Source organism: Dermacoccus sp. PE3 (assembly GCF_001021715.1).
GTDB lineage: Bacteria > Actinomycetota > Actinomycetes > Actinomycetales > Dermatophilaceae > Dermacoccus > Dermacoccus abyssi.
Map to the genome: position 1 here is coordinate 559,460 of NZ_LDCM01000001.1, position 19,901 is coordinate 579,360.

A 19,901-nucleotide genomic window follows, 5' to 3' on the forward strand; every position below is an offset into this window, starting at 1 on the left:
ACACACGAAGGGGCCCGCGCCGACACGGCGCGGGCCCTTCGTCATGCTCGAACGTCGGACCTGACGATGAGCTCGGGTCAAGAAGCCACCTGCTCCGCGTGCGCGCGACCGGCCGCGATCATGTCCTCGCGCGAAACGATCTTCACGCGCTCGCGGCCCGCGCCCGCGCCGAGCGCGATCTCCTGCGCGTCCAAGCGCTCCCAGTCGTCCCACAGCGTCACGTCGACACCGCTGTCGAGCAGGTGACGCAGCAGCGCCTCCTCGTCCTCGACGGTCGGCGCCGCGAGCGACGGCAGGTCCTCGAGCAGGCAACGGATCGTCTCCGAGGCGTCCGACTTCGTGTGGCCGATGAGACCCACAGGGCCGCGCTTGATCCAGCCCGTCACGTACGTCGCCGCGATCGGCTCTCCGGACTCGTCGAGCACGCGACCGGCCTCGTTCGGCACGACGCCGCGGGCGTCGTCGAAGGGCAGGTTCTGCAGCGGCGACGAGTAGTACCCGACGGCGCGGTACACGGCCTGCACGTCCCAGTCGATCGTCTCCCCCGTGCCGCGCACGTTGCCGTCGCCGACGAACTCGGTGCGCTCGGTGCGCAACCCCGTCACGGCATCCTCACCGAGCACCTCGACCGGCGCCTGGCAGAGGTGGATGTGGATGCGGTGCGGCGCCCCGGTGGGCTCGGTGTCGAGGTACTTGAGCAATGTGTTGACGACGAGCTTCGTCGACTTGCTCGCGTTGATCGCCGCCTGGCCAGCCTCGTCGATCTCGAAGCCCTCCGGCTCGACGATGACGTCGACGCTCGGCGAGTGCGACAGCTCGCGGAACTCCATCGGCGTGAACTTCAGCTGCGCCGGGCCACGGCGAGCGAACACGTGGACGTCCGTCGCCTCGTTCAGCGAGAGGCCCTGGTAGACGTTGTCCGGGATCTCCGTGGTGAGCTGCTCGTCCGCGGGCTTGGCGAGCATGCGGGCGACGTCGAGGGCCACGTTGCCGGCACCGATGACGGCGACGCTCTTCGCCGTGAGCGGCCAATCGCGCGGGGCGTCCGGGTGACCGTCGTACCAGCTGACGAAGTCCGCGGCGCCGTAGCTGCCCGGAAGGTCGATTCCCGGGATCTCGAGCGGGCGGTCCGAGGACGCACCGGTGGAGAAGATCACCGCGTCGTAGTGCTGCTGCAGACGCTCGAGGTCGACGTCCGTGCCGTAGTCGACGTTGCCGATGAAGCGGATGCGATCCCCCGAGAGCACCCGTCGCAGCGCCTTGACGATCTCCTTGATCCGCGGGTGATCGGGCGCCACCCCGTAGCGCACGAGCCCGTACGGAGCCGGAAGTCGGTCGAAGATGTCGACCGTCGCACTCTCGTGCTCCTTGGTGAGGATGTCGGCCGCGTAGATTCCTGCGGGGCCGGCACCGATGATCGCTACGCGTGGTGCGCGCACATGACCTCCTTGGTCGGGAGGTTCACCCCAAGGTGACGGGGTGAACCGTCGGATGGGGTGCGTTCAGATGTAGAGCGCGGGGTCCGTGAACGGGTCGACGGCAGGCGCCTGGGGCACCCGAACCTTCGCCGGAACACCCACCGCGACGCCCGTGGCCGGGACGTCCTTGACGACGACGGCGTTGGCGCCCACCTGAGCGCCGTTGCCGACGACGACGGGCCCGAGGATGCGGGCACCCGCGCCGACCGTGACGCCGTCACCGAGCGTGGGATGACGCTTGACCTTGGCCAGCGTGCGCCCACCGAGGTTGACCCCGTTGTAGAGCATGCAGTCATCGCCGACCTCGCTCGTCTCACCGATGACGACGCCCATGCCGTGATCGATGAAGAAGCGGCGACCGATCGTCGCGCCCGGGTGGATCTCGACGCCGGTGACGGCGCGCGTCACCTGCGAGCCGAGGCGCGCGGGCAGCTTCCAGCGCCCGCCGCGCCGCCACATGGCGTGTGTGACGCGGTGGCTCCACACGGCGTGCAGACCGGGCGACGCGAGCGCCATCTCGAGGCGCGAGCCGCCCGCGGGGTCGCGCGCCAGCGCAGCGTCGACGTCCTCGGCCATGGTTCGGGCCACGGCCTTGCCTGCGTCACGCACGCGCGTGAGTGGGTTCTTCGCCACCGTTCCTCCTCGTCAGGTCACCAGTGAAGCGACCGGCCTTGAGGGGCAACCCCTCGAAGGCCGGTCGTCTTCCCCACATCAGTCGTCGAGGACGCCCTCGAACAGGATGGTCGACAGGTAGCGCTCACCGAAGCTCGGGATGATGACGACGATCGTCTTGCCCTCGTTCTCGGGACGAGCGGCGACCTGCGAGGCGGCGTAGAGCGCAGCGCCCGAGGAGATACCCGTGAGGAGGCCTTCCTCGGTGGCGGCCTTGCGCGCCCATTCGACGGAGGTGGCGGCGTCGACGTCGATGACCTCGTCGTAGATCTCACGGTTGAGGATCTCGGGCACGAAGTTGGCGCCGAGGCCCTGGATCTTGTGCGGGCCGGCCTGACCACCGTTGAGGATGGCCGACTCGGCCGGCTCGACGGCGATCATCTGCACCTCGGGCTTGCGCTCCTTGAGCACCTCGCCGACGCCCGTGATCGTGCCGCCCGTGCCGATGCCCGCGACCACGATGTCGACGGCGCCGTCGGTGTCGCGCCAGATCTCCTCGGCCGTCGTGCGGCGGTGCACCTCGGGGTTGGCCGTGTTGGCGAACTGACGGGCGAGGACGGCGCCCCGCTCCTCGGCGATGGCCTCGGCCTTCGCGACGGCACCCTTCATGCCCTCCGAGCCCGGGGTGAGCACGAGCTCGGCGCCGAAGCCCTTGAGCAGCGCGCGGCGCTCCTTCGACATCGTCTCCGGCATCGCGAGGACGACGTCGTAGCCCTTCGCAGCGCCGACCATCGCGAGCGCGATACCCGTGTTGCCCGAGGTGGCCTCGACGATCGTGCCGCCCGGCTTCAGCTCACCGGAGGCCTCCGCGGCCTCGATGATCGCCTTGCCGATGCGGTCCTTGACGGACGCGCCGGGGTTGTTGAACTCAAGCTTCGCGGCCACCGTGGCGCCCGAGTCGATGATGCGGTTGATCCGCACGAGCGGCGTGTTGCCGATGGCCTGGGTGACGTCGTCGAGGATGGGCATGCGGGCTGACCTCCGTGTGATCCGAGTGAGCGGGATGATTAGAACTGCTTATGAGCATACCAACGTGTGGTTATCGCGAAACCTTCCCCCGAGAGCTTCACTTCCTTTAGCACACGAGGGCGTTGACTAATTCCCGGGTGACATGTGATGGGGCATCCCAGCAGTTACGCGCCGGTAACGCCGTTTAGACTGAGGCGCATGTCAGCCCTTCAGATCGTCGCCGCAGTGATCTGCGTCGTCATCACCGTCGTGGGCGTCGCGCTGCTGGTGCGAGCGGTCATGCGGATGGCGTCGCTGTTCCGACTCGGCGCCCCCGAAAAGCGCACCGATTCACCGGGTGCCCGCACCGCCACGCTCCTTCGCGAATTCCTCGGCCACACGCGCATGGCGCGCCTGCCGATCGTCGCGATCGCCCACTGGTTCACGATGATCAGCTTCGGCGTGCTGTTCTTCACGCTGGTCAACGCCTACGGCCAGATCTTCGACCCGGCCTACGCCCTGCCGCTCATCGGCCACTTCCCGCCGTACGAGTGGCTCACCGAGTTCATGGCGTGGACGGGCTTCGCCGGCATCCTGTGGCTCATCTGGAACCGCCGCAAGCACCACCCGGCGCGTTCGGCGGGTAAGGACGGACGCAAGTCGCGCTTCTTCGGTTCGACGTTCTGGCAGGCCTACTACGTCGAGTTCACGATCTTCGGCGTCGGCGCCTGCATCCTGACGCTGCGTGCCCTCGAGTACGCCCTCGCCGCAGTCACGGACAACGACCACGCGAGCGCCCTGCACTTCCCGCTCACCTTCTTCCTCGGCATGCCGCTGGAGTCGATGGGCCGTGAGGGCATCGAGCAGTTCATCGTCGCCGTCGCCGCCATCAAGATCCTCATCTCGATGGCCTGGATGATCACGATCTCCCTCAACACGACGATGGGTGTCGCCTGGCACCGCTTCCTCGCCTTCTTCAACATCTGGTTCAAGCGCAACGCCGACGGCCGCACGTCGCTCGGCGCGCTGCAGCCGATGAAGGTCGACGGCGAGCCGGTGACGAACGTCGAGGAGCTCGACTTCGACGAGGACACGAGCTTCGGCGTCGGCAAGGTCGAGGACTTCACCTGGAAGGGCCTGCTCGACTTCTCCACCTGCACCGAGTGCGGCCGCTGCCAGAGCCAGTGCCCCGCCTGGAACACCGAGAAGCCGCTGTCGCCCAAGCTGCTCATGATGACGCTGCGCGACCACTCGTCGGCCAAGGCGCCGTTCCTGCAGGCCGCTGCGGCCGGCAAGAGCGCCCCCGCGACGACGGACGGCGAGGCACCCAAGGGTGACTACAGCAACGTCAACCTCCTCGAGACGGCCCTCATCGGCGACACGGGTTACGACATCGAGAACCCGCTGACGGCGTACAACCCGCACGGCCCCGACGCCGTCATCGATCAGGACGTCCTGTGGTCGTGCACCACCTGTGGCGCCTGCGTCGAGCAGTGCCCCGTCGACATCGAGCACGTCGACCACATCGTCGACATGCGTCGCTACCAGACCCTCATCGAGTCCGCCTTCCCGCAGGAGCTCGCCGGCCTGTTCAAGAACCTCGAGAACAAGCAGAACCCCTGGGGCATGTCGGCGCGTGCGCGCCTCGACTGGGCCAAGGGTCTGCCGTTCGACGTCAAGGTCATCGGCTCCGACGTCGAGTCGGCCGACGACGTCGAGTGGCTGTTCTGGGTCGGCTGCGCCGGCGCCTACGAGGACCGCGCGAAGAAGACGACGCGTGCCGTCGCCGAGTTGCTGCACACCGCGGGCGTTGACTTCGCCGTCCTCGGTGACGGCGAGAGCTGCACCGGTGACCCGGCTCGTCGCGCCGGTAACGAGATCCTGTTCCAGATGCTCGCGGGCCAGAACGTCGAGACGCTCAACGATGCGAACGTCAAGAAGATCGTCGTCACCTGCGCACACTGCTTCAACACGATCAAGAACGAGTACCCGCAGATCGGCGGCGAGTTCGAGGTCGTCCACCACACGCAGCTGCTCAACCGCCTCGTGCGCGAGAAGAAGCTGACGCCGGTGGCTGCTCCGGAGGAGTTCGCGAAGCAGCCGAAGGACAAGTCGGGTGCTGCCTCCACGGGCAAGAGCGTCACGTACCACGACCCGTGCTACCTCGGCCGTCACAACAACGTGTACGCGCCGCCGCGTGAGCTCATCGGGGCTCTGCCGGGTGTGGAGTACAAGGAGATGGAACGTTCGGGCATGACCTCGTTCTGCTGCGGCGCCGGTGGCGCGCGCATGTGGATGGAGGAGAAGCTCGGCCAGCGCATCAACGTCAACCGCACGAAGGAAGCCGTCGCAACCGGCGCCGACCGCATCGCCATCGGCTGCCCGTTCTGCCGCGTCATGATGACGGACGGTCTCACCGCCGAGCAGAGCAACGGCGACGCCCGCGAAGAGGTCGAGGTCGTCGACGTCGCCAACATGCTCCTTGCGGCTGTGCGCCGCGGCGAGGAGCAGAAGGAGAACGGCGAGGCGGAGCAGACCGTCTGATCGCTCCAGCACGGCTGACATGAAGCGTGGCACCCACCGATTCGGTGGGTGCCACGCCTCGTTGTTGCCGGTGTTCGTTCACAGGAGGTGACGGCTGTGGGCTCCTTCACTCGGGCCGGGCGGGCCCTTCCACAGGCCGCTCGAGGCGGCACATGACGAGGCGGTGAGCGCTTCGTAACGTCGCGGGCATGAGCAGCCTCGCAGACGACATCAGGGCCCAGGCGCGGGTGGCCCGTACGGTCGGCACCTCTTTGTCGACGACCGCATCGAACACCCGCACGAAGATCACGACGATGCACTGGAAGTCGACGTCGGCCGACTTCTGCCGTCAGAAGCTGACGGAGTTCACGCGGATCATGGATCAGCGCAGCGCTGACGCACATGCCCTCGCCATCACGATCGATAAGCACGCCGCGAGCGTCGAATCCCGCGTCGACACGCTCGAGACGATCGTCGGGTTGCCCGGCCGTGCGGTGGACGCCGTCACTGGCCCGCCCACGCATTCGCGCCCCATCCCCACCGAGGCCATCCGGGGTGGTGCGGCCCGATGAACGTCGAGACGAGCACCCGCCCGCAGTTGTCGGTGAGGGTGGATGTCGGTGACGAGTCGACGACGCGCACGTGTCACGTCGCAGAGGGAACGTTTGACGTCGGCACGGCGCGCGGAACCTACGAGAGCGTCGCGGTCGAGGAGATCATCGCGCACCTGACGTGCGACATCACGGCGGCTGGGCCGGACGCGACGTGCGCCGTGGCGGCCGTCGTCACCGCGGGCGAGGACCTGCACGTCTACGCCCTCGCCGAGCGGTGCGAGGGCACCTGGACCGACCGGCGTCAGCCGCTGGAGCCCGTCCCCACCACCTGGGAGGACGTGCGCAGCGGCATCGTCATGGCCGCCCTCGATCTCCTCGCAGCCGCGGGGGTGTCGTCATGAGAGCGCCCGACGGGTCGTCGTCCGTCGCGTTCGCGACCTACGGCCCGAGCGCTTCGCACGTCGACGCGAAGCTGTCCGACCTGCGGCTCACCGCCGCAACCTTCCGCACGGTCGCCGACGAGTGTGACGGTCATTTCTCCACCGTCTTCACCATCGAGTGGAACCTGCCCTTCCGCGGCGATGTCCTGTCGCCGGGCACGAGCGCGGCGTGTGCGAAGGCCATCCTCGGCCTGACCATCGGCAAGCAGGGCCTGATGGCCGCGCAGGTGCGCGCCAGCATCATGGCGGCGTTCCTCGACTACTCGGTCAAGACCTACGAGGACGCAGAGCTGATCGCGGGTCAGTTCGTCGACCGGCTAGCCCTCCCCGCCGACCTCGTCATGACCGGCCTGAAGCTCAACCACGTCATCGCGGATGCCATCTCGGGCAAGGACGTCGATCTGGCCACGATCCAACGCGAGGCACCCGATGCCATCGACATGGTCGTCCAGGTCGTCTCCGATGTGCTGCCCGGCCCCTACGCCCAGGACATCACGGCCCTGCACGCCGCCACGATCGTTCTCACAGGCGTCCCGAAACGCGTGGGCACCCGACTGACGTCCGACCCGAACTCGGCGACCAAGGCACCGGAGGTGCGGAGCGTGAGCGAGGCGGCCGGGCGTATCCCGGAGCTCTACAAGAACCCCGAGAACGCCGGGCACATCCAGGTGCAACGCGTCGTCGATCCGACAACGGGTCAGGGGGCGTGGACGCTCATCCTGCCGGGCACCTCGACGTTCGCCCCGAACGGCAAGAACGGTTTCAACGGCAACGGCAACCTCTACGCCGCAGCCGGCCGCCAGAGTCCGGTCGAAGCTGCGGCGCTGACGGCCCTGCGTCAGGCCATGGCGAAGGAAGGCGTGGCAGGCAAGGGCGAGCCGGTCATCGTCCTCGGCCACTCGCAGGGTGGCATGGTGGCCACGAACATGGCGCGCCACCAGCAGAAGGGTGACATCAACATCACGCACGTCGTCACGTACGGCTCGCCGGTGGGACACCTCAAGGTGCCGCACAAGACCTCCGTGCTCAACGTCGAGAACTCGGCCGACCCCGTGCACCGGATCGACGGGCGCGCCAACGGAACCGGTGAACCGAACCGCACCCGGGTCGTGTTCACGGATCCAGGCTCGCTCACCGCGCCGGACGGCTCGACGGACAACCTCGAGGCGCACAGCATGGCGCGCTACAAGGACAACTACCAGGCCATCTCGGAGCAGGTTCGCAGCCACCCCGAATCGCCGGTGGCCGCCTACGAACGCTCCACCGCGAAGTTCTTCGTCGGCGATGCCCGCACCTACACGTTCGATCTCGCGACGGTGGATCCGTCGGCCGAGACGCCGGCCGCGGCACACCCTCCCGAGCGTTCCGCCCCCGAGCCGAAGCCCTATCGCCCGTCGGGCGCGCCGCTTCCCCTGCGCAGCAGGTGATCGATGAGGAACTGTGACGACTCCTTGTGCCAGCGCATCGGCCGCCACAACATGGCGTGCCAGCCGGGCAGGTCGACGAAGCGCGCGTTCCCGCCGGCGGCCTCGATGCGCTCGACGAGGTCGGCGGTCGCCGCCGGATCGGTGACGGTGTCCTGGCGTCCGTGGATACCGAGGAACGGCGTCGTGCCGAACGGCTCGGCCTCGTATTCGTCACTCGCCCAGGGCGCGAGCCCGACGACGGCCGCGAGGTCGTCGCCCTCGTCGCTCGTGGCGAGGTCGAGGGCCACGCGTCCGCCCATCGAGTGGCCGACGACGGCGAGGGGCAGCCCCGGGTACTGGCGGCGCAGCTCACGCAGCGCCCACCGGGCGTCCTGAACGGCCGGCTTCTCGGGCTCGTTCCAACCGCGCACCGCGAGGCGCAGCACGGCTCCCCCGATCCGTCCGTGACTGCGGCGCTCCACGTCGCGGGCGAAGGGGATGACGCGTAGGTAGGCCGGGTCGCCGCGGTACATGGCGATGCTGGCGTTGACCTCCCCGCCGTGGATGAACAGGGCGACGGCCTCGGGATGCTTGGCTCGCGGCAACGACAGCACCGGACTCGCGGTGACCGGCTTGCCGGAGCGCTTCGTCGTCGCGGGCCGACTGGGCGCCTCGACGGTGACGGCTTCGTCGTCGAGGGAGGCAACGTCGTCGTCCACGACCGAGCCGTCGGTGAGCAGGGAATCGGCCACGTCGTCGAGGGTGTCAGCCACGCGGTCGCCGAACTCGCTCTCGTCGACCGTTCGGGCCGGCGCGTCGGGCACCGGTTCGGAGCGCGGCGCTTCCGCAGCGCCCGACGACTTCGCGCTACTCGCCTCGGCGCCCGTCACGGCTCAGACCGTGGTGTGGTGGAAGTTGGCGAAGCTGCGGCTGGCGGTGGGGCCACGCTGGCCCTGATAGTGCGAGCCGTACTGCGCGCTGCCGTAGGGGTGCTCGGCGGGCGAGGTGAGCTGGAAGAAGCACAGCTGGCCGATCTTCATGCCCGGCCACAGCTTGATCGGCAAGGTGGCGACGTTGCTCAACTCGAGGGTCACGTGCCCCGAGAAGCCCGGGTCGACGAAGCCGGCGGTCGCGTGCGTGAGCAGACCGAGGCGGCCCAGCGACGACTTTCCTTCGACGCGCGCCGCGACGTCGTCCGGCAGCGTGATCGTCTCGTACGTGGAGCCGAGCACGAACTCGCCGGGGTGAAGGATGAACGGCTCGTCGGGCTCGACCTCGACGAGGCGCGTGAGCTCGGGCTGCTCCTCGGCCGGGTCGATGAAGGGGTACTTGTGGTTGTCGAACAGGCGGAACAACCGGTCGAGACGAACGTCGATGCTCGACGGCTGGATCATCGACGGGTCGAAGGGGTCGAGCACGACCCGCTCGTCGTCGATCTGTCGCTTGATGTCCCGGTCAGAAAGCAGCACGTCTCACACCGTAGTCGACCGGCGTTCCGGGAGCAGGCGCCCGAGGCAGTCTGCTCGAAGAACGGCAACGGTTCACTGCGCGGAGGGTCGGCGTGCACGCGTCCCCGCGACCCGCTAAAGTAGCGAAACGCCCCGGAAATCCGGGGCCGTGCGGGCGTAGCTCAATGGTAGAGCGCCAGCTTCCCAAGCTGGACACGCGGGTTCGATTCCCGTCGCCCGCTCCATCACACGTCGTCCTCGTCCGCCTTTCGAGCGGCACATTCGGCGCACACCCCGAGCAATGCCGCGTGTTGCGCGTCCACCGAGAAGCCGGTGAGCTCCCGAATCCGCGCCACGAGTGGCGTGAACTCCTCCACGTCGACATCCGTGAAGCGCTCGCAGCGCACACACTGCAGATGCGCGTGACCGTGCCCGGCGTGACCCGAATGGGCATCTTCAGCGGCATCATCGCCCGCCGCGGACAGCTGCTCGAGGCTCGCGAGGTGGTAGATCGTGGCTCCGCCGGGCACGTGCGTGTGCCGCACGATTCCTCCGTCGACGAGAGCCTGGAGCGAGCGGTAGATCGTCGCCCGGTGCACCCCCGGCTCGAGATCGGCCACCGCCGTCGCGATCGCCTCCGCGTCGAGGTGGCGCGAATCGGCGTCCAACACCTCGATGACGGCACGGCGCCCCGGCGTCAACCGCTCCCCCGCAGCGCGCAGACGCTCCACCGCAGCTTCGACCCGACTCTTCGCTTCGCCCACGCCTCCATCGTCACCCGAGGCCCCGGGACGGGCAAGCGCACCCCCGTGTTGCGAGCATTACTCGCGAGTAGCACAATGCAGGAGACCCATTTTTCACGCTGCGGAGGATCCGTGACTCACTACAAGAGCAACGTTCGCGACATCGAGTTCAACCTCTTCGAGGTGTTCAACCGCCAGGACGTCCTGGGCACCGGCATCTACGAAGACGTCGACGAGGACGTGGCCCGCGACATCGTCCACCAGGTGGCGAAGCTCGCCGAGGGCGATCTGAGCGCCAGCCTCGTCGACTCCGACCGCAACCCGCCGGTCTACGACCCGGCGACGAAGTCGGTCACGATGCCCGAGTCGTTCAAGAAGTCCTACTCCGCATACATCGACGCAGGCTGGGGCATGCTCGACGCCCCCGTCGAGCTCGAGGGCATGAAGGTTCCGCCGTCGGTGCGTTGGTCGCTCGCCGAGCTCGTCTGCGGCGCCAACCCGGCCGTCCACATGTTCTCCGCCAGTTACGCGTTCGCCTCCCTCCTGTACTACATGGGTAACGACGAGCAGAAGAAGCTCGCCAAGCACATCGTCGACGGCGCCTGGCACTGCACCATGGTGCTCACCGAGCCCGACGCCGGTTCGGACGTCGGCGCCGGCCGCACCAAGGCCACGCAGAACGACGACGGCACGTGGAACATCACGGGCGTCAAGCGCTTCATCACCTCGGCCGAGTCGGACATGGTCGACAACGTCGTCCACTTCGTCCTGGCCCGCCCCGAGGGCGCAGGCCCCGGCACGAAGGGCCTGTCGCTCTTCATCGTCCCGAAGTACCACGTCGACCTCGAGACCGGTGAGCTCGGCGAGCGCAACGGCGCCTACGTGACGAACGTCGAGGACAAGATGGGCCTCAAGGTCTCCACGACCTGCGAGGTCACCTTCGGTGACGAGCACCCGGCCGTCGGCACGCTGCTCGGCGATGTCCACGACGGCATCGCGCAGATGTTCAAGGTCATCGAGAACGCCCGCATGTTCGTCGGCACGAAGGCCATCGCGACGCTCTCGACCGGTTACCTCAACGCGCTCGAGTACGCCAAGGAGCGCGTCCAGGGCGCCGACATGACGACGCCGGCCAAGGACGCCCCGCGCGTCACGATCACCCACCACCCGGACGTTCGTCGCAGCCTCATGCTGCAGAAGGCATACGCCGAGGGTCTGCGCTCGCTCGTCGTCTACACGGCGTGCCAGCAGGACATCGTCGACCAGGCGCAGAAGGGCAACCCGGCCGTCGAGCTCGAAGAGGGCACCGAGGCAGAGCTGGCAGCTCGCCTCAACGACCTGCTGCTGCCCATCGTCAAGGGCGTCGGCTCGGAGCGCGCCTGGGTCCTGCTCGGCACCGAGTCGCTGCAGACGTACGGCGGTTCGGGCTTCCTCAAGGAGTACCCCGTCGAGCAGTACGTGCGTGACGCGAAGATCGACACGCTGTACGAAGGCACAACCGCCATTCAGGGCCTCGACTTCTTCTTCCGCAAGATCGTCAAGGACCAGGGCGTCGCACTCGGTGAGCTGCAGAAGCAGATCATGGCCACGATCTCCGAGGCTCCGGCCTCGCTGCAGCGTGAGGCCGGCCTGCTCGGCCAGGCCGCGACCGACCTCAAGGACATGGGCGAGTTCATGTTCGGCGCTGCGATCAACTCGCTCGAGAAGCCGACGGACGCCTACAAGGTCGGCCTGACGTCGACGCGCCTGCTGCTGGCTGCGGGCGACGTCGTCATCGGCTGGCTGCTGCTCAAGGCCGCCGTCGTCGCGCAGGCCCGTCTCGACGCGGGTGACGCCGGCAAGGACGAGGACTTCTACACCGGCAAGGTGGCCGCCGCGCAGTTCTTCGCGCGCACCGTGCTGCCGCGCATGGCGTCGGAGAAGGCCATCACCCTCGCCGAGGACGGCGCCCTCATGGACGTCCCCGAAGCTGCGTTCTGATCCGAACGCTCCACGCGAGTGGCCCGACACCCCCACCCCGGGTGCCGGGCCACTCGGCTTTTCTGCGGCTACTTCGTCCGGTCGGAGGCGAGCAATCCGTACTTGATCGTGTCGGTCCATTCGCCCTTCGACCAGAAGTCCTCGCGCAGGTACGCCTCCCGCGTCATCCCGAGGCGCTCACACAGGCGCGCGGAGGCATCGTTGCGACCGTCCATCTGCGCTTCGAGGCGGTGCAGCGGGAAGTGTGCGAAGACGGCGTCGATGAAGGCCGCCACAGCCTCGGTCGCCAACCCCTTCCCTGCCACCTCCGGGGAGAACACCCACCCGATCTCGGCCCGTTCGTTCGTCTCGTCGAGAAGCCAGATGCCGACGTCACCGACGACGGAGCCTTCGTACTCGACGGCGACGGCCACGGCTCGGGCGTCCGTGTCGAGCCCGATCTGAGTCTTGTGCCGCTCGATCTTCGCGATCACGCCGGCGCGATCGAGCGGCCCCGCGAGCAGATAGCGGGCCACGCCGGGGCGCGCGTGATAGTCGAGCAGGTCGTCGACGTCGTTGTCGGTGAACGGACGAAGGGTCGTGCGCGCGGTAGCGATCGGCAGGAGAAGCGGCATGGCGCCCAGGCTAACGAGCGTTTCGAACTCAGCCGATCCAGTTGTAGTGCCAGTACTCGGGGTTCGATCCGTTCTGGTCCAGGTGCTCGGGGCGGTCCCACCCGTAGGCCTTGCCGTTGTTGCTCAGCCACCTATCAGCCGCGGTACCGAACTTGAACGGAGAAGCACCGCGCCCTTCAGCCAGCGCACTCGTGTTACCGAGGAGATCCATCGCTCGCCCGTAGCCGTGGTTGGACGTGCCCGGGTTGGCCGCGCGTGGGAAACCGTAGACCTTCGCGTACATGTTCTGCCTGGGCGTATTTCGCACTCGGGCACCACCGGGTGTCGCCCATCGCGTATCCCGCGCCCTTCTCCGTCAGGATCGCCGCACCACCGCACCGCGTGGTCGGGATCCCCTTGGGCCACCCGTGGGCATACATGCCGTCCCAGGCGAACTTCGTCGTGCCGGGCACCCGCGTGTTCGGCTTGAACGACGCCGGCACCACGGCCTTCGCACCTGAGTTGGCCACCGTCACCCAGCCGCTGGCGAAGGGATGAACGGTGCCTCCGCCGACTCGCGTCCAGGCCTTCACCGCGGACGACGACGCCGTCGCGCTCCCCACCATCTGTCGAACGGCGGGATTCGAGACGTAGTAGTCGTAGACCCGTGACTCGACCCCGTGGATCGGGGCGGAGGCCGAGGCGCGCATGAGCGCGCCCCGGTACGCGTGGTTCGGCGAGTCGAACCGCTGCCAGAGACCCTTCGCGTCCGACATCTGAGGGCTCACCGGCCAGCCGGTGTTCGGATGCGCCTTGTAGTACTCCGCAAAGCCGTCGAGCACCACACCACCCATCGTCGGAATCGGCCGTCCCGAAGCGTCCACGGCGATCAGGGCGAGGCCCCTCTCGAAGGGTTGCGCATAACCACCACCGGCTCGGTACCACCGTTGCTCGGTGCTCGTCGGCTTGCCGAGGGCGTCGATGCCGGTGACGGTGGCGACGTGCGGACCCACGGGGATCGGCGCCGGGGTGGGAGAGGTGCTCGTCGGCTCCGTAGGCGTCGGCGTGGGCGGTGACGAAGTCGTGCTGCTGCTCGTCGCCGGGGAGGACGCCGAGGGTTCGGACGACGACGGTGTGGGCGTCGGCGGTGTGCTCGAAGCGTTACCGGGCACCGTCGTGGTGGGCTCGGCGCCGGGTACCACCTGCGGTGCCGAGGGCGACGTGGATGCGACGGTTCCGGCTCCCGGCGACGGATGGGGTTCCGCACCCGCCGCGCCGACTCCCCACGCGGCGAACGGCGCCGCGACCGCGCCCGACAGAACGGTCGAGAAGATCGATCGAATCTTCATGTGCGCCCCTGGTACTGCGTTCCCTTGTGCGACGTCAAGGCTAGGAGAGGCGGGGTGACGTCGGGGCGGAGGATAGGTGAAAATTCGCTGACATCGCTGTGCACGACTCCGGTCGGGCACTACGGTGCTGAGTCGATGACGGCCACGGTGTGCTGAGCGATGGCGAGTTCCTCGTTCGTCGGCACGACGCAGACGGCCACCTTCGAGGCGGGAGTCGAGACGACGCGCGGGTTGTCGCTGCGCACCTCGTTCGCGGCCTCGCCGAGCTCGACGCCGAGCCATGCGAGACGCTCGCAGACGGCGGCCCGGACCGCGGCGTTGTTCTCGCCGACGCCGGCGGTGAACGTCACGGCGTCGACGCCACCGAGAACCGATGTGTAGGCGCCGATGTACTTGACGAGGCGGTGCACGTAAACGTCGAACGCGAGCGTCGCCGTCTCGTCACCCGCCTCGACGCGCTCCATGAGGTCGCGGAAGTCGGTCGCACCGGCCATGCCGAGGATGCCCGAGCCCCTGTTGAGGAGGGTGTCGATCTCGTCGACGCCGAGCCCCGCGACGCGGTTGAGGTGCAACACGGCACCGGGGTCGATGTCGCCGCCGCGCGTGCCCATGACGAGGCCCTCCAGCGGCGTCACACCCATCGACGTCTCCACGGCACGACCGCCGTCGATGGCCGACATCGAGGCACCGTTGCCGAGGTGGCAGACGATCTGCTTGAGGGAGGCCGGATCGGCGCCGAGCAGTTCCGGCACCCGCGCCGACACGTACTCGTGCGACGTGCCGTGGAAGCCGTACCGACGCAGGGCGTGCTCCTTGGCGAGCGCGGCGTCGATGGCGTAGGTGTACGCCGCGGGCGGTAGCGTCGCGAAGAAGCCGGTGTCGAACACGGCGACGTGGGCGTGGTCGGGAAGGATGCGCTGTGCCGCCTCGATTCCCGTCGCGTTCGCGGGGTTGTGCAGCGGCGCGAGGGTGCCGAGGCGCTTGATCTCGGCGAGCACCCGCTCGTCGACGAGCACGGGGTCGGAGAAGTTGCGCCCGCCGTGGACGACGCGGTGACCGACGGCGACGACGCCCGCGTCCGCCAGTGCGAGACCGGTCTCGCTCATGACGTCCGTCATCTGCTCGAGCGCGACGGCGTGGTCGGCGATCGCCACCTCGCGGTGGGTCTTCTCTCCGTCGTACTCGTGCGTGATCGTCGCGTTGTCGTGCCCGATCCGCTCGACGAGGCCCTTGACGAGGTGCTCGCCGGTGGTGGGATCGACGATCTGGTACTTGAGCGAACTGGATCCGGCGTTGAGAACGAGGACGTTGCCGTCGCGCTGGGTCATCGTGCTTCCTCCTGCGCCTGGACGGCGGTGATGGCGATCGTGTTGACGATGTCCTCGACGAGCGCACCACGCGACAGGTCGTTGACCGGCTTGTTGAGCCCCTGCAACACCGGTCCGATGGCGACGGCGCCCGCGGAGCGCTGCACGGCCTTGTACGTGTTGTTGCCCGTGTTGAGGTCGGGGAAGACGAGCACCGTCGCGCGTCCGGCCACTGGCGAATCGGGCATCTTCGAGCGCGCGACGCTCGGTTCGACGGCCGCGTCGTACTGAATGGGGCCGTCGACGAGCAGCTTCGGCGCCCGCTCACGCACGAGTTCTGTTGCGCTGCGTACCTTCTCGACGTCGGCACCGCTACCGGACGTGCCGGTGGAGTAGGACAGCATCGCAACGCGCGGATCGACGCCGAACGCCTCGGCGGTACGCGCCGAACTGATGGCGATGTCGGCGAGTTCCTCGGCGCTCGGGTCGGGGTTGACCGCGCAGTCGCCGTAGACGAGCACGCGATCGGCGAGCGCCATGAGGAAGACGCTCGAGACGATCTTCGCGTCCGGAGCCGTCTTGATGATCTCGAAGCTCGGCTTGATCGTGTGCGCCGTCGTGTGCGCGGCACCCGAGACCATGCCGTCGGCGAGCCCGAGGTGCACCATCATGGTGCCGAAGTACGACACGTCCTGAACGATCTCGCGGGCCTTCTCGAGCTCCAGCCCCTTGTGTTTGCGAAGCTCCGCGTACTCGGTGGCGAACTTCTCGACGAGTTCCTCGTCCTGCGGCGAGACGATGCGCGCCCCGCGGATGTCGAGGCCCTTGCTGCTCGCGAGGCCGCGCACCCGGTTCTCGTCGCCGAGGATCGTGAGGTCGGCGATGCCGGCGCGCAGCACCTCGTCGGCGGCCTGCAGGATGCGGATGTCGTCCCCCTCGGGCAGAACGATGTGCTTGCGGTCGCCGCGCGCGCGGTCGAGCAGGCGGTGGCCGAACATGAGCGGCGTGACGACGGCCGCCTCGTCGACCTCGATGGCGGTGAGCAGTCGCTCGGCGTCGATCGACTCGCTGAACACGCGCAGCGCCGTCTGCTTCTTCGCGAGGCTCCCCGAGGACAGGGCACTGCGCGTGCCCGCGAGCGCCGCTGTCGTCTCGAAGGTGCCGTCGTTCGTCACGAGGATCGGCACGTCGAGCTCGGTGCCGTCGAGCAGTTGCTGGACGCTCTCGGGCGGGCGGTAGCCGCCGGTCAGGACGACCGAGGCGAGGCCCGGGAAGGTGCCCGACTGGTGGGCGAGCACGAGACCAGGAAGCACGTCGTAGCGGTCACCAGGGGCGATGACGGTGACGTCCTCGACGAGGCGCGTCAGCACGTTGGGCAGCGACATGGCGGCGACGACGAACCCACGCGACTCGCGCTGCAGCCACTCGGGGTTGCCGCGCCACAGCGTCGCGTTGCACGCGTCCGCGAGCGCCTGGATCGTCGGGGCGACGAGGAGGGGCACCTCGGGCACGACGCCGGCCACGGGCACGCTCTCGGTCTCGGGGTCCTGCGCCAGCGCGGCGCGGATGGCGTCGGTGTCACCGCTCGTGGCGCGGTTGACGACGAGCGCCACGGGCACCGCGTGCTGGGCGCGAAGCTGCGCGCAGCCCATGACAGCGACCTGCTCGATCTCCTCGGGCGTGCGCTCACGCCCGTGGACGACGAGAACGACCGGTGCGCCGAGGTTCGCGGCGATCTTCGCGTTGAACTCGGCCTCCCGACCGGTGGAGACGTCGGCGAAGTCACTGCCGAGGGCGAGCACGACGTCGGCGTTCTGGGCCACGGCGTCCCGACGCTGCAGGATCGTGCCGAGTGCGGCCTGCTCGTCGTCGTGCAGGGCGTCGTACGTGACGCCGATGGCGTCCTCGTAGCTCTGGTCGACGGCCGGGTGCGACAGGAGGAGGTCGACGACCTTGTCCCTGCGCGCAGCCGTGACGGGCCGGAAGACGGCGATGCGGCCCGCTTGGCGGGAGAGGAGGTCGAGGAGGCCGTAGGCGACGGTCGACTTACCCGTCTCGCCTTCGGCCGAGGTCACAAAGACGGTGCGCGACATGCCTCCACCCTAGCGAGGACGCCCGTCTCAGACCGCGATCTCCCCACCCGGAACGAGGGCGTCGAGACGACGTACCGCGAATTCGTACCCCTGCACGCCACAGCCGACGATGACGGCGGCGGCCTTGTCGCTCAGGTACGAGTGGTGACGGAACGGCTCCCGCGCGTGGACGTTCGAGATGTGCACCTCGACGAACGGTGCCTGCAGGTTCGCGAGGGCGTCTCGGATGGCCACGCTCGTGTGCGTGTACGCGCCTGCATTGATGACGACGCCGACGCTCGTGCGGCTGATGCGCTGGATCTCGTCGACGAGGGCACCCTCGTGGTTGCTCTGGAAGCACTCGACCTCGAACCCGAGCTCAGCGCCCGTGCGGCGGGCCAGTTCCTCGACGTCGTCGAGCGTCTCGACACCGTAGATCTCGGGCTCGCGCTCGCCGAGCAGGTTGAGGTTCGGGCCGTTGAGGACGTGCAGGGTGCCGCGGGTCATGTCTCCCATTGTGACCCTGCCCCACCCCACTCGCCGAGAACTCACCGGATGGCGGAACCGATCGCCTGTGCGCGTCGTCACAACGACAGCGAAGGCGAGCACGACGCAGAAGGCGCCACCCGCTCGCAAGCCCTCGCCGTCTCAACACACACATCTCGCACGAGGAGGCCGTCATGGCTCGTTCGACCCGCACCCGTCTCACCCGTTCTCTCGCCTTGGCGCTCGCGACCGCGAGCAGCGTCGGTGTGGCCGCCACATCGGCCGCTTCCGCCAATGCCGACGTGTCCACCACGTCGAGCGTCAAGACCCGCGCCCAGGTGCCGTGGGCATCCGTCGGAACCGGCTGGGTGGCCGCCGACGTCGTGCGTGGCGGGGTGAATCACCTCGTGCTCGCTTCGCCCGGCGGCCAGGCCTACGAGATCGCGACGCTGGCGAAGAACGAGGTCGTCGTCGCCATCTCGCACGACGGTAAGCATGTGGCGACGCAGCGCCCGAACTCCTCGGACGGCCTTCCGCACCCCCGCGTGTGGGACATGCGCACCGGCAAGGCCTCGAACCTGCCGATCAACCTCTCGAACCTCACGTTCACCCGTCCCAACGGCACCGCCGTCATGGGATTCAACGAGGTCAACTCCTACGGCCGCTACTCGACCTCCGGCACGCAGCAGCGGGTCGTGACGGCCGGCCGCAGCGGCGTCGGCGACTACCCGGTCATCACACCCAACCCGAACGGCCTCACCGACGCGGTCACCTCGACGCGGGCCGGCCGGTCCTCGGTGTCGCTCTACAACCACGCCGGTTTCACCAAGGCTCGGACGTTCTCCCAGCCGACCGGTTCACAGGGTTGCACGGCCACTGGCTGGAAGAACACGACCACCCTCATCGAGACCTGCGACATCAGGGGCAAGAACGGCGTCGCGGCCCCGCAGGTGTTCGCGCAGAACATCGCCGGCGGAGCACCCAAGGCCCTGACGTCGGGCACCTACCCCGGCGGCGACGCCTACTCGGGCTTCTCCGACGCCGCAGACACGTCGATCGGCACACTGGCCATGACTGCCTCGCCGTACGGCGGTGACTTCGGCGGAACGGTCTTCCGTCTCAGCGGCACCAAGGCGACGACGAAGGTCGGGCCGTCTTCGGTCAACCCCAATGGCGGCGCATACGCGGGCGGCTACGCGACGAAGATCGTCGGCGACAAGATCCTCTACGCGAGCAGCCCGATGGGTGGCCGCTCGACGAAGCGCATGGTGGCGGAGTACGACGTGCGCACGAAGAAGCTCACCTACCTCGTCGGCAACAACTCGAAGTACACCGGTGAGGTCAACGGGTACGCGGTGATCGACCCGCGCGCCTGACCCGCTGCCCGCAGTACGCGGGCAGTCACCAGGGGCGGCCTCGTTCTCGAGGCCGCCCCTCCTCGCGTGTTAGGGCGTTGTTCCACCTGCGTAGGGTGTGACTCAGGACACCCGCAACCGTCGCGAGGAGATGCCATGAGCCAGGCGAAGAAGGACCACATCCACCGCTACTACGAGGTCGTCGACGCGAACGACGTCGACGGTGTGATCGCCATCTTCACGCCCGACGCCACCTACCGCCGCCCCGGTTACCCGGACATGGTCGGCGCCGACGCTCTGCGCGCCTTCTACGAGGGCGATCGCGTCATCGAGAGCGGACGTCACAGCGTGCACACGCTCGTGCTCGAGGGGGACGAGGGCTTCGTCGGCGGTTCGTTCGAGGGCGTGCTGAAGAACGGCGGTCAAGCGTCGTTGGAGTTCGCCGACCTCTTCCGGTTCGCCCCTGACGGCAAGGTTTCCTTCCGTCAGAGCTACTTCTACGCACCGCTGGTCTGAGCCGACACGCTCACCACTGCGAGAGGACCCG

19 protein-coding genes and 1 tRNA gene are annotated in these 19,901 nt (G+C 68.3%); 8 read left to right on the top strand and 12 right to left on the bottom strand.

From position 1 onward, the window contains the following. Nucleotides 1–77: 77 nt before the first annotated feature. The 3 genes from AA983_RS02595 to cysK form a co-directional block, all read right to left on the bottom strand. Nucleotides 78–1,439, bottom strand: coding sequence for an FAD-dependent oxidoreductase (locus AA983_RS02595; RefSeq protein ID WP_047310607.1), 1,362 nt, complete (start codon nt 1,437–1,439; stop codon nt 78–80). 63 nt (nt 1,440–1,502) lie between these two features. Further along, nucleotides 1,503–2,054, bottom strand: coding sequence for a serine O-acetyltransferase EpsC (epsC, locus tag AA983_RS02600; RefSeq protein ID WP_047311146.1), 552 nt, complete (start codon nt 2,052–2,054; stop codon nt 1,503–1,505). Nucleotides 2,055–2,189: 135 nt separating this feature from the next. Beyond that, the gene (gene cysK, locus AA983_RS02605; protein ID WP_047310608.1) at nt 2,190–3,119 is read right to left on the bottom strand and encodes a cysteine synthase A; all 930 of its coding nucleotides are present in this window, start codon (nt 3,117–3,119) and stop codon (nt 2,190–2,192) included. Between the two features lie 198 nt (nt 3,120–3,317). On the opposite strand from cysK, the gene AA983_RS02610 reads away from it, so the two are divergent. The 4 genes from AA983_RS02610 (at nt 3,318) to AA983_RS02625 (ending at nt 8,042) form a co-directional block, all read left to right on the top strand. Beyond that, the gene (locus AA983_RS02610) at nt 3,318–5,642 is read left to right on the top strand and encodes a (Fe-S)-binding protein (protein WP_047310609.1); all 2,325 of its coding nucleotides are present in this window, start codon (nt 3,318–3,320) and stop codon (nt 5,640–5,642) included. A 188-nt stretch (nt 5,643–5,830) separates the two neighbouring features. Further along, nucleotides 5,831–6,193 carry a hypothetical protein gene (locus AA983_RS02615; protein ID WP_047310610.1) on the top strand — a complete coding sequence of 121 codons (363 nt, stop codon included), beginning with the start codon at nt 5,831–5,833 and terminating at the stop codon, nt 6,191–6,193. Beyond that, nucleotides 6,190–6,576, top strand: a complete 387-nt coding sequence (locus tag AA983_RS02620) for a hypothetical protein (RefSeq protein WP_047310611.1) — start codon at nt 6,190–6,192, stop codon at nt 6,574–6,576. The genes AA983_RS02615 and AA983_RS02620 overlap by 4 nt, the downstream gene beginning before the upstream one ends. Continuing rightward, nucleotides 6,573–8,042, top strand: coding sequence for an alpha/beta fold hydrolase (locus AA983_RS02625; protein ID WP_047310612.1), 1,470 nt, complete (start codon nt 6,573–6,575; stop codon nt 8,040–8,042). The genes AA983_RS02620 and AA983_RS02625 overlap by 4 nt, the downstream gene beginning before the upstream one ends. Here AA983_RS02625 and AA983_RS02630 read toward each other — a convergent pair. Continuing rightward, the gene (locus tag AA983_RS02630; protein WP_052946806.1) at nt 8,000–8,911 is read right to left on the bottom strand and encodes a dienelactone hydrolase family protein; all 912 of its coding nucleotides are present in this window, start codon (nt 8,909–8,911) and stop codon (nt 8,000–8,002) included. The two genes, AA983_RS02625 and AA983_RS02630, sit on opposite strands and share 43 nt — an antisense overlap. A 3-nt stretch (nt 8,912–8,914) precedes the next feature. Continuing rightward, nucleotides 8,915–9,490, bottom strand: coding sequence for a dCTP deaminase (gene dcd / locus AA983_RS02635; protein ID WP_047310613.1), 576 nt, complete (start codon nt 9,488–9,490; stop codon nt 8,915–8,917). A gap of 150 nt (nt 9,491–9,640) precedes the next feature. Between dcd and AA983_RS02640 the strand changes: the two genes are divergently transcribed. Then, a tRNA-Gly gene (locus AA983_RS02640) sits at nt 9,641–9,714 on the top strand. Here AA983_RS02640 and AA983_RS02645 read toward each other — a convergent pair. Further along, nucleotides 9,715–10,233, bottom strand: coding sequence for a Fur family transcriptional regulator (locus AA983_RS02645; RefSeq protein ID WP_047310614.1), 519 nt, complete (start codon nt 10,231–10,233; stop codon nt 9,715–9,717). A 111-nt stretch (nt 10,234–10,344) separates the two neighbouring features. On the opposite strand from AA983_RS02645, the gene AA983_RS02650 reads away from it, so the two are divergent. Next, nucleotides 10,345–12,192 (top strand): acyl-CoA dehydrogenase, encoded by a 1,848-nt coding sequence (locus AA983_RS02650; protein ID WP_047310615.1) that lies wholly within the window; start codon nt 10,345–10,347, stop codon nt 12,190–12,192. Nucleotides 12,193–12,260: 68 nt separating this feature from the next. Here the strand turns inward: AA983_RS02650 and AA983_RS02655 are convergent, their stop codons facing one another. The 6 genes from AA983_RS02655 to aroQ form a co-directional block, all read right to left on the bottom strand. After that, nucleotides 12,261–12,806 (bottom strand): GNAT family N-acetyltransferase, encoded by a 546-nt coding sequence (locus tag AA983_RS02655; protein ID WP_047310616.1) that lies wholly within the window; start codon nt 12,804–12,806, stop codon nt 12,261–12,263. Nucleotides 12,807–12,834: 28 nt separating this feature from the next. Beyond that, nucleotides 12,835–13,017, bottom strand: coding sequence for a hypothetical protein (locus AA983_RS02660; RefSeq protein ID WP_047310617.1), 183 nt, complete (start codon nt 13,015–13,017; stop codon nt 12,835–12,837). Then, a complete protein-coding gene (locus AA983_RS15365; protein WP_047310618.1) occupies nt 13,001–14,134 on the bottom strand; it encodes a hypothetical protein in 1,134 nt (377 codons plus the stop codon). The genes AA983_RS02660 and AA983_RS15365 overlap by 17 nt, the downstream gene beginning before the upstream one ends. Nucleotides 14,135–14,253: 119 nt before the next feature. Continuing rightward, nucleotides 14,254–15,462 (bottom strand): acetate/propionate family kinase, encoded by a 1,209-nt coding sequence (locus tag AA983_RS02670; RefSeq protein WP_047310619.1) that lies wholly within the window; start codon nt 15,460–15,462, stop codon nt 14,254–14,256. Continuing rightward, nucleotides 15,459–17,534, bottom strand: coding sequence for a phosphate acetyltransferase (gene pta / locus AA983_RS02675; RefSeq protein WP_047310620.1), 2,076 nt, complete (start codon nt 17,532–17,534; stop codon nt 15,459–15,461). Before pta ends, AA983_RS02670 begins: the two co-directional genes overlap by 4 nt. Before the next feature lie 27 nt (nt 17,535–17,561). After that, nucleotides 17,562–18,020, bottom strand: a complete 459-nt coding sequence (gene aroQ, locus AA983_RS02680) for a type II 3-dehydroquinate dehydratase (RefSeq protein ID WP_047311148.1) — start codon at nt 18,018–18,020, stop codon at nt 17,562–17,564. Between the two features lie 173 nt (nt 18,021–18,193). On the opposite strand from aroQ, the gene AA983_RS02685 reads away from it, so the two are divergent. After that, nucleotides 18,194–19,375 carry a hypothetical protein gene (locus AA983_RS02685; protein WP_047310621.1) on the top strand — a complete coding sequence of 394 codons (1,182 nt, stop codon included), beginning with the start codon at nt 18,194–18,196 and terminating at the stop codon, nt 19,373–19,375. A 135-nt stretch (nt 19,376–19,510) separates the two neighbouring features. Next, a complete protein-coding gene (locus tag AA983_RS02690) occupies nt 19,511–19,870 on the top strand; it encodes a nuclear transport factor 2 family protein (protein ID WP_047310622.1) in 360 nt (119 codons plus the stop codon). The last annotated feature ends 31 nt before the right edge of the window (nt 19,871–19,901 follow it).

Coding starts and splice junctions, on each gene's coding strand:
- epsC (WP_047311146.1), bottom strand. CDS start 2,054: ATGGCCGAGGACGTCGACGCTGCGCTGGCGCGCGACCCCGCGGGCGGC.
- cysK (WP_047310608.1), bottom strand. CDS start 3,119: ATGCCCATCCTCGACGACGTCACCCAGGCCATCGGCAACACGCCGCTC.
- AA983_RS02610 (WP_047310609.1), top strand. CDS start 3,318: ATGTCAGCCCTTCAGATCGTCGCCGCAGTGATCTGCGTCGTCATCACC.
- AA983_RS02615 (WP_047310610.1), top strand. CDS start 5,831: ATGAGCAGCCTCGCAGACGACATCAGGGCCCAGGCGCGGGTGGCCCGT.
- AA983_RS02620 (WP_047310611.1), top strand. CDS start 6,190: ATGAACGTCGAGACGAGCACCCGCCCGCAGTTGTCGGTGAGGGTGGAT.
- AA983_RS02625 (WP_047310612.1), top strand. CDS start 6,573: ATGAGAGCGCCCGACGGGTCGTCGTCCGTCGCGTTCGCGACCTACGGC.
- AA983_RS02655 (WP_047310616.1), bottom strand. CDS start 12,806: ATGCCGCTTCTCCTGCCGATCGCTACCGCGCGCACGACCCTTCGTCCG.
- AA983_RS02660 (WP_047310617.1), bottom strand. CDS start 13,017: ATGGATCTCCTCGGTAACACGAGTGCGCTGGCTGAAGGGCGCGGTGCT.
- AA983_RS15365 (WP_047310618.1), bottom strand. CDS start 14,134: ATGAAGATTCGATCGATCTTCTCGACCGTTCTGTCGGGCGCGGTCGCG.
- AA983_RS02670 (WP_047310619.1), bottom strand. CDS start 15,462: ATGACCCAGCGCGACGGCAACGTCCTCGTTCTCAACGCCGGATCCAGT.
- pta (WP_047310620.1), bottom strand. CDS start 17,534: ATGTCGCGCACCGTCTTTGTGACCTCGGCCGAAGGCGAGACGGGTAAG.
- aroQ (WP_047311148.1), bottom strand. CDS start 18,020: ATGACCCGCGGCACCCTGCACGTCCTCAACGGCCCGAACCTCAACCTG.
- AA983_RS02685 (WP_047310621.1), top strand. CDS start 18,194: ATGGCTCGTTCGACCCGCACCCGTCTCACCCGTTCTCTCGCCTTGGCG.
- AA983_RS02690 (WP_047310622.1), top strand. CDS start 19,511: ATGAGCCAGGCGAAGAAGGACCACATCCACCGCTACTACGAGGTCGTC.